A 13388-nucleotide genomic window follows, 5' to 3' on the forward strand; every position below is an offset into this window, starting at 1 on the left:
CCTATTCCTTCCCCGTTGTCCAGTCGCATGCCGCGCCGGGCCGCGGACAGGGCGCCGCGGTCCCTAACGCGCAGCGCAGTCCGTTCATGGTCAGGCTGCGAACCTCCCAGTGTTCGTGCAGCCAGTCCAGGTAGGCTTCAATTTTGGCCATCAGGCGTTCCACAGATGCCGCGTCGGGCAGATGCGGCGTGCCGCCGGGCAGCATTTCCGAAGAGTGCCAGGTCAGCGACAGCGCGCGGCCCCCGCGTTTCGTGAACAGCCGGGTCACGGCCCGCATGGCCCAGAGCGGGTGATAGACGGGCAACAGGGCCAGGGCCCCCCATTTTTTCAGGCCCGCCCGTGCCGTTTTGCCCGCCCTGCCGGGCAGGGCCGCCAGCAGCCCCGGCAGAGGGCGGAGCAGGGGGGTGACCGTCAAGGGCACTTCAAAGATATGTCCGTCCCCCACCGGCACCCAGTAGGGATCGGGGGGCGCGCCGAAATGGTCCGGCCCGGCGTCGGCGTCGGCGTCGGCCGCGCAGTGCAGGGGACGCACCGAGGCGTCGCAGAGCACGCCGGCCTGAGCCAGCAGGGGCCAGTGCGCGCGGTGCAGATCCCAGCGGCCCATACGGAAGGAGGTCAGCGGCGCGCTCTGAAATTCGGCCCCGGCCCGGAACAGCGTGTCCAGCTTGGCGGCCATGAGTGGCGCGGGCATAGCCGCTGAAGGCACGCGTTCCGCCGTGTCGGGCAGGTTTGCGCCGTCGTTTTCCAGGTGCAGGGGCGGCGTGTTCCAGTGGTGCAGATGCGCGCCGATTTCCGCGCCGGCATCGTCCCGCAAGCGGGCCAGAATCGCGCGTGAAGCGGGATCGGTCAGCACGCTGTGGGCGCAGAAAAGCGTGGGCCGCACGCCCCGTTCCAGCAGCGGGTTCAGACGGAAGAGGTGCGCGGTATTGGTTACGCTGGGGGAGCGGCGGGCGTAACGGCCGCCGAACAGGCCCTCTTCCTCCACATCCAGGCTGACTGTCAGATACAAGGGGTCGCGGCGGCGCATCGGGTTCTCAGCTCCCTTCCGCCCGTTGCGGCGGGCAGGCGGAGCGGTACAGCGCACGGAGGGCCGCGATGTTCGTTTCCTTGTCGAACATGCGTTCCACCAGGGCTCGCCCGGCCTCGGCCATGCGCAGGGCGCGGTTTCGGTCGTCCAGCATGCGCCGCACAGCCAAGGCCAAAGCGCGCGGGTCGCGCTGGGGTACCAGCAGGCCGGTTTCCCCGTCGCGGATCACCTCGGCGATGCCGCAGACGTCCGTGGCCACCACCGGCATGCGGTGGGAAAGGGCCTCCATGATCACATTGGGGATGCCGTCGCGGTCGCCGTTGCTGTGCACCACGCTGGGCACCACCAGTATGTCGTGGCTGAGCATGAATTCCCGCAGCCGGTCATGGGGCACGAAACCCGGCATGTCCACGCAGTCGGTCAGACGCAGGCGGCGGCGCAGGGCCGTGAGCTTACGCCGCCAGCTTCCGTCGCCCACCAGCGTGAGGCGCACGGGCACCCGTTCGCGGCGCAGCCGGGCCATGGCCGTGAGCAGTTCGGGAAAGCCTTTGGTGCGCGCGAAGCGGCCCACGGCCAGCAGGCGGTAGGGCGGCCGCATGGGCAGCGCGCATTCCGTACGCTGGGTGAAGGTCAGGCTGTTGTAGACCAGACGCACCTTGTCCCGTTGCTGCGGCGGGCAGAAGCTTTGCAGCCAGCCTACATTGGCCAGATTGTTGGTGCGGATGAACAGCGCGTCGCGCGATTTTTCACGCAACAGGCCATCCTGGGGATAGATGTCGCCGGCTCTGCCGGTGAAGGCGAAGGGGATGCCCGTCAGGCGTGAGGCCACCCAGGCCGCCGTGGCCGGGCCGTTGGCCCAGGAGGAGTGGATCAGCCCGACGCCGTCGGCCCGGCATTGCTCGGCCAGCAGAAAACCGGCCATAAAGCACCAGAGGTTTTCCCCCAGGGATTCCAGGTTGCGCATGCGGCGGAAACAGCCTTCGCGCAGCAGTCGCCAGACGTTGCCCGGCTCGCGGCGCAGGGCGCGGAAAAAGGCCGCCAGGATCCGGAAAAAAGCCGGTGCGCCCATGCGGCGCACCGGGCCGGGAAATGCGCGCATTTCCCGGGAGCATCCTTTCAGGGTCTTGCCGTACATGGTATAGACGCGGATAGGCAGGCCCAGGGCCATAAGCTGCACGATTTCTCTGAAAATAAAGGTTTCCGAGGAAAGCGGAAACCAGAGCAGCACATAGGCCAGAGTGCGCGGCGGAACAGCGTCGTCCCGCCGGGGCGCGTTTCCGGTTTCTGCGTGGGAAGAGGCGGTGGAAATGGCCGCGGGGGCCGCCTCGGACAGGGGCATGACTTTCTCCATTGAAAATACAAAGGCCGGACCGGTGTTGCCGGTCCGGCCAAGGCTGCTGTCAACGCCGAATCGGACGGCCAGGGCGAAGCACGGCGTTTAGACGTCCTGCTCTTCGTCCTGATGTTCGCTCCGGTATTTTTCCACAATGGCCTGGGCCGTGGGGATTTCTTCCACCACGGCGTCCAGGGCTTTGCGTACGTGTTCCTCAGTGTGGGCGGCGGAGATGAAGAAGCGCAGACGGGCCGTGCCTTCCTTGACCGCCGGGAAGGAGACGGGCATGACGTAGATGCCGCGCTTGAACAAGGCCTGGGACAGAAAGCCGGAAACCATGGAGTCGCCGACGATCACGGGCACAACGGCATAGCCTTGGGCCGCGCCTGTATCCAGGCCCTTGCTCTGGGCGTATTCAAGAAAATAACGGCTGATGTTCTGGAGCTTGTGCACGCGTTCCGGCTCACGCAGCATGATTTCCAGAGCCTTGCGGCAGGCTGTGGCGATGACCGGCGGCATGCCCACGCTGAAGACGAAGCCCGGCGAGCCGTACTTGAGAAATTTCACCACGTCGCGCCGGCCGGCAATAAAGCCGCCGCAGCCGCACATGGCTTTGGAGAGCGTGCTCATCCACATGTCCACATCCGTGGGGTCAATGCCGTAATACTCGCGCGCGCCGCGACCGGTCTTGCCCAGCACGCCCAGAGAGTGGGCTTCGTCCACCAGCAGCATGCAGTCATATTTCTTTTTGAGCGCGATGATCCGGGGCAGGTCCGGGATGTTCCCGTCCATGCTGAACAGACCCTCGGTGGCGATGACCGCGTACTTGTGCTCGCTCCGGTGGGCCTTGAGCATCTCTTCTAGGGCGTCGCAGTCGTTGTGGGCGTAAGAGTAACGCGTCGCGCCGGAAAGGCGCGCGCCCTGGACCAGAGAGTTGTGGGCGAGGCCGTCGTGAAAGATGGCGTCGCGCGGGCCGAACATGAAGCCCAGAGTGGAGACGTTGGCCGCATGGCCGCTGACATAGATGATGCAGTCCTCCACCTCATACAGATCGGCCAGGGCGCGCTCCAGCTCGCGGTGGGGCGGGCGCTCGCCGCCCACCAGGCGGCTGGCTCCTGCCGAAGTGCCGAAAATGCCGGCCGTCTCGGTCACGGCTGCGGTGATTTCGGGATGGGCGTTGATGTCCAGATAATCATAGGTGGAAAAGTTGATGTATTCCTTGCCGTTGATCAGCGTAGTGGCCTTGGCCGCCCGCTCGTGGCAAACGAAAAGAGGATTGTCCATCCCCATTTGACTGGCCATTTCCACACTCCGTTCAAAGGAGAGCTTGGAACGCATGCGGTTGAAGCCGGAAGCGCAGCCTTCTTGCGCGACAGCGTGCTGCTCCGCCATGGGGCCGGCCTGACAGGAATGGTTGTTCTTCATGCCTTATCCTCGCGATTGTCCGGAATTTGCCGGATATGGGACCGGCGTGATGATGCGCTGCTCAATTCAGCACGACTTTGTAACGATTCAGTATAGCCGAAGCCGCAACGCAAAGCAAGCGCGGAGTGCGCGGGAAGCAGGGAAGACGCATTTTAACCGTGATCTCCGCGAACGCCGTCGGACGGCGTAAATCCGCGCGGGCTGGACAAGGCGCGTAATATGCCCTAGCATTTTTCGCCCGATCCGCAAGCCCGCCGCCGGATGCCCCGCGCGGCCTTGCGGCGGCACCACAGAGGCCATGCAGAATAACAATTCCACAGCTTCTACGGCGTCCTCCCTTGCCGACCCTTCCGCTTTTCTCACGCTGGAAACCTTCCGGCGCGTCCCGTTGTCCGTTGCCGCTTCCGGTCCGGATGCCGCGGCCGCTCTCCTGTCGGCTCCCTGCCGGGAACTGCTGCGTCTGGGCGCGGCGCGCGGCGCGCGAACGGCCCTCTGGGTCTGTGCGGCGCCCGACTGCTCCCTTGCGGCTGCGGCCGTCCTCCTTGCCCGGAAGCTGGAAGAAATTTTCGCCGGGGACGCCGCCCTTGCGGGCGTGCCGCGTGTTCTGGTCACGGATTTCAGTCCGGCCCTGCTGGAAGAGGCCGGGGTTTTTCTGGCGGAGCATGCCGACACGCTGCTGGCCCTGCTGATTTGCGGCGCGCCGCGTGCTGCCGCCGCTGACGGCGTGTTGAGCTGCGAGCCTTTGCTGTTGCGTCGGCCTGTGGCCGGCGAGGCGGCTCTTGTCGCGCCGGTTGCGGCCTGTCCGGATCGCGCTCCGGCACTTTCCGGAAAGATGGGCGCGCTGGGCGGAAACGCCGGGCAAGAGGCCGCGCCGGACGAACTGGCGCTGGACGGCGTGCGCTATGTGGATCTGCGCCAGAATGGGCTGAAATGGCGGCTGGCCGGGGTCAATCCGCTTTGGCGGCAGGATCTTGTGGGGCTGGGCGCAAGCCCGGACGCCGCGGCCGTCAGCGCGCTTGAGGCGCGCGGCCTGTGGCTCGCGCCCGCCGTGGCTGCGCCGCCGCTGGCGGTGATGTGCTGCGGCCTGGGGTCGGTCTGGCCGGGTATGGGGCGCGAACTGTACGACAGTTTTCCGGCGGCCAGAGCGGCCATGGAGCGCATCGCGGCGGTGGCCGACTGGGACGTGCTCGCGCTCATGGACGAGACGGACGTGGAAAAAATCAGCCTGACCCGCTGGCAGGTTCCGTATCTTTTTCTGCTGGAATACGCCCAGTGGAGCCAGTTCGTCTCGTTGGGCCTCGCGCCGGCCCTGATGTGCGGCCACAGCCTGGGCGAACTCATCGCGCTCTGTTTCGCCGGCATCTATGAACCGGAAGTGGCCTGGTATATTCTGGACACCCGCGCCGCGCACATGGCCGAACTGGAGGCCAAGGCCACGCGCGAAACCGGCATGATGGCCGTGCATGCCGACGCCGACGTCATTGAGGAAGCCCGCAAAACATGGCCCGCGCTCTATGTCTCCAACTACAATACGCCCCGTCAGTTCATCCTGAGCGGGCCGCGCGAAGTCCTGCTGGAAGCCCGGAAAAGCATGCGCAAGCGGCGCATTCCGGCCATCATGCTCAACGTCAGCCTGGCCTTTCATCATCCGAGCATGCGCGTGTTGCGGGATCTTTCCCTGCGGCGGCTGAACGCCCTGGAAATGCGCGCCCCGCGCCTGCCCATGCTCAGCGACATCACCACGGGCTTTTATCCTCAGGATCAGCCCTCCATCTGCCGCTATATCACGGATCTGGACGAAAATTCCGTACGCTGGGTGGAAGGCGTGCGGGCCATGTGGGAACGGGACGGCATCCGCCATTTTCTGGAACTGGGTCCGCAGGACACGCTCTGCGGTCTGGTGGGCGACATTGAGCCGCGCGCCCTTTGCCTTTCCGCCGGTCGCAAGGGCAGGGAAACCGAAGGCCTGCGCCAGGCCTGCGCCAGACTGTACGCGCTGGGCCATCTGCCGCGCGCGGCCATCCGCGCCAGGGCGGCGGCCGCGAAACGGGAGGGTCCCGCGCTCTCCGCGTCCTTGGGAACGGCTCCGGCCGGTGCGGCGCGCTCGGCGGCAGATTCGTTTTCCGGCCCTGTTTCCGGGCAGATGGGCATAGTGCTGGAAGTGCTGGCCGAGGCCAGCGGCAGGCCGGTAAAAGACCTGCGGCCCGAAATGGATTTGCGCTACGATCTGGCGCTGCGCTCCAGCCGTTTTCCGCTGATCATCCAGGAGGCCGAACAGCGGCTGGGCCTGAGCGTCAATTTTGAGGATCTGCTCCAGGTCTCGACCATCGGAGATCTGGCGCGCGCTCTGACCGGCACGCGGGCAGACGCGCAGACCGGCATGAAGCGGGAGGCCGGAACAGCCGCGCCCGCGCCCGGATATGCGCGGCGTCGTCAGCGCGCGCCGCTGTGCCGTTTCGCGCCCGGCGCGTCCCGCGCCCGTGGCGCCGAAGGCGGTGATGTCCCCCCCGGTTCGCCGCCCCTCTCCTCTCTCTCGCTGGACCCCTGCGGCCAGGGCCTGCCTTTGCGGCGCGGCGATGTGCTGGCGCTCTGCGTTTTTGATCCGGATCTTCTGCCGGGGCTTTTGAGCGGGCTTGCGCCCTTGGGCTGCACGCTGGCCCTGCCCGGCGAGTTGCTGGAGATCTGCGCGCCTCTGGCGAAGGCGGGCTCGCGCCTGACGTCGCTGGCGCTTCCCGCCGCCGGAGAGGACGGAAAGCCGGACGCCGAGAGTCTGCGCGCGGCCCTTTGCCGGTTGGCCGGGGAGGAAGGCCGGGTGGACGGCGTATTTTTCGCGCCCGCTCCGGGGGATGCCGCCGCATTCTCTCTGCTGGAGGATTGCCTGCGTCCGGCGTTGAACCATGGCCTGCGTTACGCCTGTTGCTTCAGCCGTCCGCCCCTGACGCCCGAAACCGTGGAGAAGGCTCTGGCCGACGGCGGCCCGCTGGCCGGTCGGTTGGCGGTTCTGGCCCGGGAAGGCGGCTTCGCCTGCCGTGCCGTTGTTCTGCTGGACGACGGTCAGGGGACCGGGCCCAGTGAGCTGGGCGATATGCTGGCCCGCGAACTGTTGCGGGGGGACAGCGAACGGGTGATCTGGGCCCGCGAAAGCGTCCTTTATCCCGGCCGCGCGCCGCGCGGACCGCGCCTGGTGGAAAGGCCGGAGTTCTTCCCGCTGGTTTTCCCGGACCCCCAACCACCCCTCCGGCCCACGGCCACTCTGTTTCAGGGGGCCTGTCAGTTTTCCCGTTTCGCGGATCCGGCTCTTGCCGTGCATGGCGGAGGGGCGGGCAATGCCCTGGGGACGGCAACACCCTGGCTGCCCGTCAGCCGTGCCCTTCAGGCCCTGCTGGAAGGCTCCCGCCTTTTGCTGCCCTGGCTGGCCGTCACCGGCCTGTCCGACGTGCGCTTTCATGAATCCCCATTGCTGCCGCCGGGCGTCACCCGCGAGTGCCGCCTGAGCGTGGAGGCCCGGCCCTGGCTGATGCACGACCGGGTCATGACCCGCATGTGCCGCGCGGATCTCGCGGTTCGTGAACTGACGGAGAACGGCCGCCGTATGGATCATTACTCCCCGGTGGCCGAGGGCATGGTGCTGCTGGCCGCCGCTTCCGGTGAAGTGCCGCCGCTCTGGCCCGCCGCCGGGCCGGATGACGCCTCTCGTGCGGATGCGGCAACGGACGGGGATCATGATGAGTTGGCCGCGTTTTACGACGCGCTGGGCCTGTCCGCGCCCTGGCGGCTGCTGTCCGGCTTCGCGGCGCTGCCCGGCGGAATGTACCGGGCGGCCCTGGCCGTGCCGGAAGCGCCCATTGCCCCCGAAGGCAATTGGGGCTATACTGATTGCCTGCACATGGTGGAAGGGATAGTCCAGGCCGCGTCTCTGGCTCTGTCCCGGCAGAGGGACAACGTCGCCATGGCCGCCGAGTTGCGGCGCTGGCGGCTCAATGCGGCGGGCTTTATCCGTTTCGGCGGAGAGCGCGGCGCGCGGGGGCCGTGGCGCCTGCAATTGCGGCGTTCCTGGGCCGACGACAAGTTGCTGCGCTTTGACGCCCAGATTTCCGACGCGCGGGAGCGCGTGTTGCTGACCCTCCATCACCTGGAATTTGACCGGCTGGAACCGGCGTCTCCTGCGGAATAACCGCCGGTCGCCGTTGAACAATCTTGACATGGCGCGCCGCCGATCTCCGGCGCAAGCCCGCAAAGGGGCGATCACCGATGCCGTATTTCGTACCATCCACGCCGTCAGCGCGCGCTTTTCTGCCGCTGCTCATGATTCTGATCCTGTTTTTCCCGGCCTGCGCCTCCAACAAGGCCGGACTCAAATCGCCGGAACTGCCGGCCAGGCACTGGCTGGAGGAAGCTCCGGGCGTTCCCGTGGAAAACAAGGCCAAGCTGGAAGCCGCCGTGCCCAATCTGTATGACGCGGACAAGAATTTCAGTTTTGAGGACTGCGTTTTTCTGACCATCCAGCAGTCGCCTCTGCTGGTCAACAGCGCCGTGGATCTGGAAATCAAGCGGGTGGCCCTCACCAGCGCCGTCTGGAAGTATCTGCCCGAACCGCGCATGACGTTTCAGGTTTCCAATAACCTGACCCGCCTGAATATGGACAACAAGGACACGCCCGGCGATTACGGGCGGACCAAGCTGCAGGTCGGTTTTTATGCCGCTTTCCCCAACCCTGTGGCCACCTATTTCGAGCATCAGGTGCAGAAGATCATGGTCAATCTGGCCATTTCCACGCACCGCAAGGCCATCGGCGAGGCTGTCTACAAAATTGCCCAGTCGTACCTGAAGCTCCAGGCCCAGAGCAAAATCGTGGCCGCCCAGAAAGAGCTTTTGCCTGTGGGCAAGGAACTGATCGCCTACTGGCAGCAAGTGGAGTCTGTGGAGGGCCGTCAGGGCGTGTCGCTCAATCTGGCCACCCAGCACCAGCGCGAACTGGAACTGACAGTTGACAAGACCCGTATGGAAGAGATCATGCAGCGCACCCAGCTCAAGATTCTGGCCGGGGTGGAGCCGCAACAGCGTCTGAACGTGGATACCGAGAGCGCCGGCGATATCCTGGCCGGCTTTGACGGACACAAGCTGAAGTGGGAAGAGCGCTGGCCCGCCACTGAGGACGATCTGCTGTTACGCGCGCAGGTCAAGCTGTCCGACTACAACATCATGGTAGCCTGGGCCCAGTATATTCCGGACATGACCATTCAGATCAACAACTACCCGCCGGCCGGTCAGTATCAGCCGGCCAGCGGCAGTGAAGACACCTTTCTGCACTTGCTGTTCGATTTTCCGCTGTTGGACTGGGGCCGCCGTTACCGCGGCGTGCAGACCGCCCGCATGCAGAAGGCCCAGGCTTTTCACGAGATGGCCCGCAAGCGAACGAATTATTCCAATACCTGGCTGCAGGCCGAGCAGCGCGTGGCTCTGGCCGAAACGCAGCTCAAACTGGCCAAGACCCGTTTTGACACGGCGGAACTGCAGTACAAGGAAGCGCGTATCTCCTTCAACGAAGGCACGGAGCAACTGCCCGTGGTGGCCGACCGTCAGGAGGCCATGGTCAATGCCCGCATCGCTTACATTGATGCGGAACTGGAATACAAGCTGGCCAATCTGGAATGGATGTACGTGGCCAACCTCCTGCAGGAACGCTTCCTAGGCCTGCCCGCCAAGGAGTTCATCTGATGTCGTCCCCTGTTTTTTCTTTCTGTTTTTCCCGCCGGGCGCTGAAGGCCGCACTGTGCTGCGTCGGCCTGTGGTTGACCGTTTCCGGCCCCGCACTGGCCGCCGAGGCCACCACCATCCTGACCGGCAAGGTGGTGACCACCGTGACCCGCGCTGTGCCCATTCCCTTCAATGCCGTGGTGGACGACGTGCTGGTCAAACCCGGCGATGCCGTGGAAAAAGGCTCGCCCCTGCTGCGCTACCATCTGCAGGAAGAAGCCGAACGGATTCTGCAGCGCGAAGTTACCATAGGCGCGGGCACCGAGAATCTCAAAGGCCAGGTGCTGGATTTTGAACGGCGTCTGGCCGAGACCACGGCCCAGCGCAACAAGGCGCGCCAGTTGGTGGCTTCAGGCTTGGGTTCCCGTCAGGCTCTGGTCCGGTTGGAAGACGATGTGAACTCTCTCAAAAGCCGTATTGACCTGCTGGGCGACACCATTCAGAAGGCCGAAAGCAACTTCGCCGCCAGACTCAAGGAACTGGCGGGCTATTTCGGCGTGCCCATCAAGGAGGGCGAGCAGTTGCCCGCCACCCTGGTGCTGACCTCGCCCATCAAGGGCTATGTGCTTTCCCTGGACGCAACGCTCAATCCCGGCACGGTGCTGCCCGCCGGGACCATGCCCATCCGCGTGGGGCAGCTCAACCCTGTGCTGATCCAGGTGCCGGTTTATGAGGCTGAGGTGAACGGCATCAAGGAGGGCGACACCGCCGAGGTGGAAATCCCTTCCTTGGGCAACAAGAAATTCACGGCTACGGTCAATGAAATTTCCTGGGTTTCCAACGACATGAACGTAGCCAATCCGTCCTACTACACGGTGGAGCTGACCGTGCCCAATCCCGACCTTGAACTGAAGCCCGGCTTCAAGGCTATTGTGCGTTTCAGTGGGGGCAGGTAAGCCGCCTCCATGAAGCTGAAAAGCATCCCCCGGCGGCTCGGTTATATTCTGGGCGCGCAATGGACGCGAGATCTTTCCTGGACCCTGTTCACCATTCTGCTGGCCCGTCGCAGTCCGGACATTCTGGGCCAGATAGTACTGGCCCTGACCTTCGGCTATCTGGTCAAAACCGTGGCCGACGTGGGCCTCAACGACTTTCTGCTTTCCACCTTCGCCCGGCGCGAGGGCCGGCCCCGCGCCCTGCTGGGTGAAGTGAGCTGGCTCAAGATCGTGGTTTTGCTGGCCGCCCTGGGCGTTACCTGGCTGGTCACCGGCTGGCAGCAGTACACGCCCGAACTGCGCCTGATCGTGCTCTGCATCGCCGCCGGTCTGGGGCTGGACGCCGTCAGCGATTCCTTTTTCGCGCTCTGCCAGGCCCGGGGGCGGCAGGACGTGGAAATGCGCATCCGCGTGCCCTCGGCCCTTGTCGGCATCGGCTACGGCATCATTTGCGTTCTGCTGGGCGCGCCGCCCATCCTCATCGCTCTGTACAAGCCCGTGGAATCCCTGCTCTGCATTGTCCTGGCGCTCGGCGCGCTGGGCCGCAACCCCTTGGCCGGAGTGGGCATGGACGGCATGCTGGATCTGGCCCGGCAGATGAAAAGCGGCCTGATCTTTACCTGCATGGCGGCCTGCGCCATGTTTTACAACAAGATCAATGTGATTTTTCTCAAGCAGTACGGCGGCGACGCGGATGTGGGCGGCTACGGCGTGGCCTGGGAAACCGTGGAAGGCCTGTCCGTGCTGGTTTCCAGCGCGCTGTTGGGCAAGGTGATTTTCCCGCTGCTGGCCAAGCTCTGGCAGCAGGACCGCGCGGGCTTCCGGCGGCTGGCCGGGCAGACCGCGCGCACGCTCTGGGCGGCCTCCCTGCCGGTGATCTTTCTGATCTGCGTGGAGAGCGACCGCTTTCTGCCCCTGATTTACGGCCCCAATTACGCCAGCGCCGTGACGGCCCAGCGCCTGCTCACGCCCTGCCTGGCCACGGCTTTTCTGCACAATCTGGCGGCCTACGCCATGATCGGCATGCGGCGGCATAAATTGCTGCTGGGCTTTTATCTCAGCGGACTGGCGCTCAACCTTGTCTGCTGCTTCACGCTGATTCCGGCCATGCCGCTGGAAGGCGCGGCCCTCTCTCTGACCATTACCAAGGTCTGGGTCGCCATTCTGACAGTCAGCTTTTTCCAGTGGGCGGCCAGACCCATGAGTCTGGCCCAGTGGGCTCTGATGCTCGGGGCCGCCTTTGCCGCCGTGGGCTTGTGGTGGGGAGTGGGTCTGGCTTTGCCGCGCGAAGTGGCGGAACTGGCCGGTCTGCTGCCGCTGCTGGCGCTGTTCTGGTTCTGGCGGCCGCCGCCGCCCTTTGAAAAAGATGACGTCACTCCGGCACCGGCGGGTTGACGCCGCCGCGTTGGTTGTGAATCCGGTCCGAGGATAAAAGCTGTGGGGAATAAACGCGTTTTTCAGCGCCGCCGCTTTTTGCAAAGCGCTGCGGGCCTGTTGCTGGGCGGCATGCTGCCTGAACTTCTGACGCCTGCGACGGCCAGAGCCGCTCTGGGCGGCGAAACGCAGGCCACGTTGATTGATGTGGACGCCTGCGACGGCTGCGGGGCCTGCGTTCAGGCCTGCCGGACCCGCAATCTGGAACGCGTGCCCCTGCCTGCACAACCCTTGCCCCAGCCCTATCCGAGCCGGGTGCGCAGCCAGGACTGGTCAGGCAGACGCGACGTCATTGACCGGCTCACCCCGTACAACTGGCTGTATATCCAATCCTGCACGGTACAGACGGCTGCGGGCTCGCGCAGGATTTTTCTGCCCCGGCGCTGCATGCACTGCATCAATCCGCCCTGCGCCAACCTCTGTTCAACGGGCGCGGCCCGCCAACGGGCCAGCGGAGCGGTATACATTGATCAGAGCACCTGCATGGGCGACGGCCAGTGTGACCGCGCCTGCCCCTGGATGATTCCGCGCCGCCAGTCCGGCGTGGGGCCCTATCTTGACTTCGCGCCGCGCTATGCGGGCAACGGCCAGATGTTCAAATGCGATTACTGCCAGGATCTGCTGGATCAGGGAGAGCGGCCCGCCTGCATCACGGCCTGTCCCCGCCAGGCGCAGAGCATAGGACCACGCAAGGAGATCGTGCGCAAGGCCGAAATTATGGCCGCGGAGCGTCAGGGAGATATTTTCGGCCTCAATGAAAACGGCGGCACCAACACTCTCTATGTTTCCTCGCAGCCCTTCCGCGATATGGAAGCGGAACTGCTGCGCGAAGACCAGATCGGCTTCGGCCGCCCCAGCCTGCGACCGGCCGGGGCCAGCATGGACAAGGAAAACCGCTTGTTGAGCACGGTGTTGCTGGCGCCTTTGGCCGGCGCGGCCTTGGCCGGTGTGCGCCTCTGGCGGGAAAAACAGAAAAGGCGGCGGCCATGAAAGAAGAGCCTTGTCTGTTTTCCGCTTTCTTCAAGCTGCTCTGGGTGGCCGCCATGCTGGCCGCCATTGTCAGCGGGCTGGCCCATCTGCCTTTCGCCTTCCGTTATGGCCTGATCAACTCCTGGCGCGCCTCGCCCACCGTGGCGCACTACTGGTCGGCGGCGGCCCTGCTGTTGCTGGGAACCTACGCGGCGGTGGTCTGGCTGGCGGCGGGGCGGCGGCGCTATGCGCTGACCTGCTTGGGCGGTCTGCGCGTTACTCTGCTTGTGGTGCTGGCCGCCACAGGCCTGCTGCTGGTCCTGCACAATCTGCCTGGTTTTTCCATGTATGGCGGCGCCTACGCCGTCATCAAGCTCAGCCATCTGTTCTGCGCTCTGGCCCTGCCCCTGCTTCTGCTCCTCCATTATTGCCTGCGGCTTCTGGGACGCGGCCTGTGGGTCAGGCCTCTGTCCAAAGTGCGGCGGCGAAGCGGTTCGGCCTAGGCGCA

The 13388-nt window shown here is 65.2% G+C and carries 9 protein-coding genes; 6 read left to right on the forward strand and 3 right to left on the reverse strand.

Features of this window, described 5'->3' with window-relative positions; translation table 11 throughout:
* Position 1 precedes the first annotated feature (1 nt).
* The 3 genes from FYJ44_RS03205 to FYJ44_RS03215 all read right to left on the reverse strand — a co-directional run bounded on the left by FYJ44_RS03205 (position 2) and on the right by FYJ44_RS03215 (position 3785).
* A complete protein-coding gene (locus FYJ44_RS03205) occupies positions 2-1027 on the reverse strand; it encodes a polysaccharide deacetylase family protein (RefSeq protein WP_229772470.1) in 1026 nt (341 codons plus the stop codon).
* 7 nt (positions 1028-1034) lie between these two features.
* Positions 1035-2366 carry a glycosyltransferase gene (locus FYJ44_RS03210; RefSeq protein WP_154509093.1) on the reverse strand — a complete coding sequence of 444 codons (1332 nt, stop codon included), beginning with the start codon at positions 2364-2366 and terminating at the stop codon, positions 1035-1037.
* Between the two features lie 99 nt (positions 2367-2465).
* Entirely contained in the window at positions 2466-3785 is a 1320-nt protein-coding gene (locus tag FYJ44_RS03215) for an aminotransferase class I/II-fold pyridoxal phosphate-dependent enzyme (protein WP_154509095.1), read from the reverse strand.
* A 298-nt stretch (positions 3786-4083) separates the two neighbouring features.
* On the opposite strand from FYJ44_RS03215, the gene FYJ44_RS03220 reads away from it, so the two are divergent.
* The 6 genes from FYJ44_RS03220 to FYJ44_RS03245 all read left to right on the forward strand — a co-directional run bounded on the left by FYJ44_RS03220 (position 4084) and on the right by FYJ44_RS03245 (position 13383).
* Positions 4084-7959: an acyltransferase domain-containing protein gene (locus FYJ44_RS03220; RefSeq protein WP_154509097.1), complete on the forward strand. Its 3876-nt coding sequence runs from the start codon at positions 4084-4086 to the stop codon at positions 7957-7959.
* A gap of 77 nt (positions 7960-8036) precedes the next feature.
* On the forward strand, positions 8037-9503 hold the full coding sequence (locus FYJ44_RS03225) for a TolC family protein (protein WP_154509099.1): 1467 nt from the start codon (positions 8037-8039) through the stop codon (positions 9501-9503).
* On the forward strand, positions 9503-10438 hold the full coding sequence (locus tag FYJ44_RS03230; RefSeq protein WP_154509101.1) for an HlyD family secretion protein: 936 nt from the start codon (positions 9503-9505) through the stop codon (positions 10436-10438). Before FYJ44_RS03225 ends, FYJ44_RS03230 begins: the two co-directional genes overlap by 1 nt.
* Positions 10439-10447: 9 nt before the next feature.
* A complete protein-coding gene (locus FYJ44_RS03235) occupies positions 10448-11872 on the forward strand; it encodes an oligosaccharide flippase family protein (protein ID WP_154509102.1) in 1425 nt (474 codons plus the stop codon).
* Between the two features lie 42 nt (positions 11873-11914).
* On the forward strand, positions 11915-12901 hold the full coding sequence (locus tag FYJ44_RS03240; RefSeq protein ID WP_320860713.1) for a 4Fe-4S dicluster domain-containing protein: 987 nt from the start codon (positions 11915-11917) through the stop codon (positions 12899-12901).
* The gene (locus FYJ44_RS03245; protein ID WP_154509103.1) at positions 12898-13383 is read left to right on the forward strand and encodes a FeS-binding protein; all 486 of its coding nucleotides are present in this window, start codon (positions 12898-12900) and stop codon (positions 13381-13383) included. Before FYJ44_RS03240 ends, FYJ44_RS03245 begins: the two co-directional genes overlap by 4 nt.
* Positions 13384-13388: the final 5 nt, after the last annotated feature.

It is taken from the genome of Desulfovibrio porci (assembly GCF_009696265.1).
In the GTDB taxonomy this organism is placed as follows: domain Bacteria; phylum Desulfobacterota; class Desulfovibrionia; order Desulfovibrionales; family Desulfovibrionaceae; genus Desulfovibrio; species Desulfovibrio porci.

What these genes read in the sequence shown, in the direction of transcription:
- FYJ44_RS03205 (WP_229772470.1), bottom strand. Translation starts at nt 1,027, where the DNA reads ATGCGCCGCCGCGACCCCTTGTATCTGACAGTCAGCCTGGATGTGGAG.
- FYJ44_RS03210 (WP_154509093.1), bottom strand. Translation starts at nt 2,366, where the DNA reads ATGCCCCTGTCCGAGGCGGCCCCCGCGGCCATTTCCACCGCCTCTTCC.
- FYJ44_RS03215 (WP_154509095.1), bottom strand. Translation starts at nt 3,785, where the DNA reads ATGAAGAACAACCATTCCTGTCAGGCCGGCCCCATGGCGGAGCAGCAC.
- FYJ44_RS03220 (WP_154509097.1), top strand. Translation starts at nt 4,084, where the DNA reads ATGCAGAATAACAATTCCACAGCTTCTACGGCGTCCTCCCTTGCCGAC.
- FYJ44_RS03225 (WP_154509099.1), top strand. Translation starts at nt 8,037, where the DNA reads ATGCCGTATTTCGTACCATCCACGCCGTCAGCGCGCGCTTTTCTGCCG.
- FYJ44_RS03230 (WP_154509101.1), top strand. Translation starts at nt 9,503, where the DNA reads ATGTCGTCCCCTGTTTTTTCTTTCTGTTTTTCCCGCCGGGCGCTGAAG.
- FYJ44_RS03235 (WP_154509102.1), top strand. Translation starts at nt 10,448, where the DNA reads ATGAAGCTGAAAAGCATCCCCCGGCGGCTCGGTTATATTCTGGGCGCG.
- FYJ44_RS03245 (WP_154509103.1), top strand. Translation starts at nt 12,898, where the DNA reads ATGAAAGAAGAGCCTTGTCTGTTTTCCGCTTTCTTCAAGCTGCTCTGG.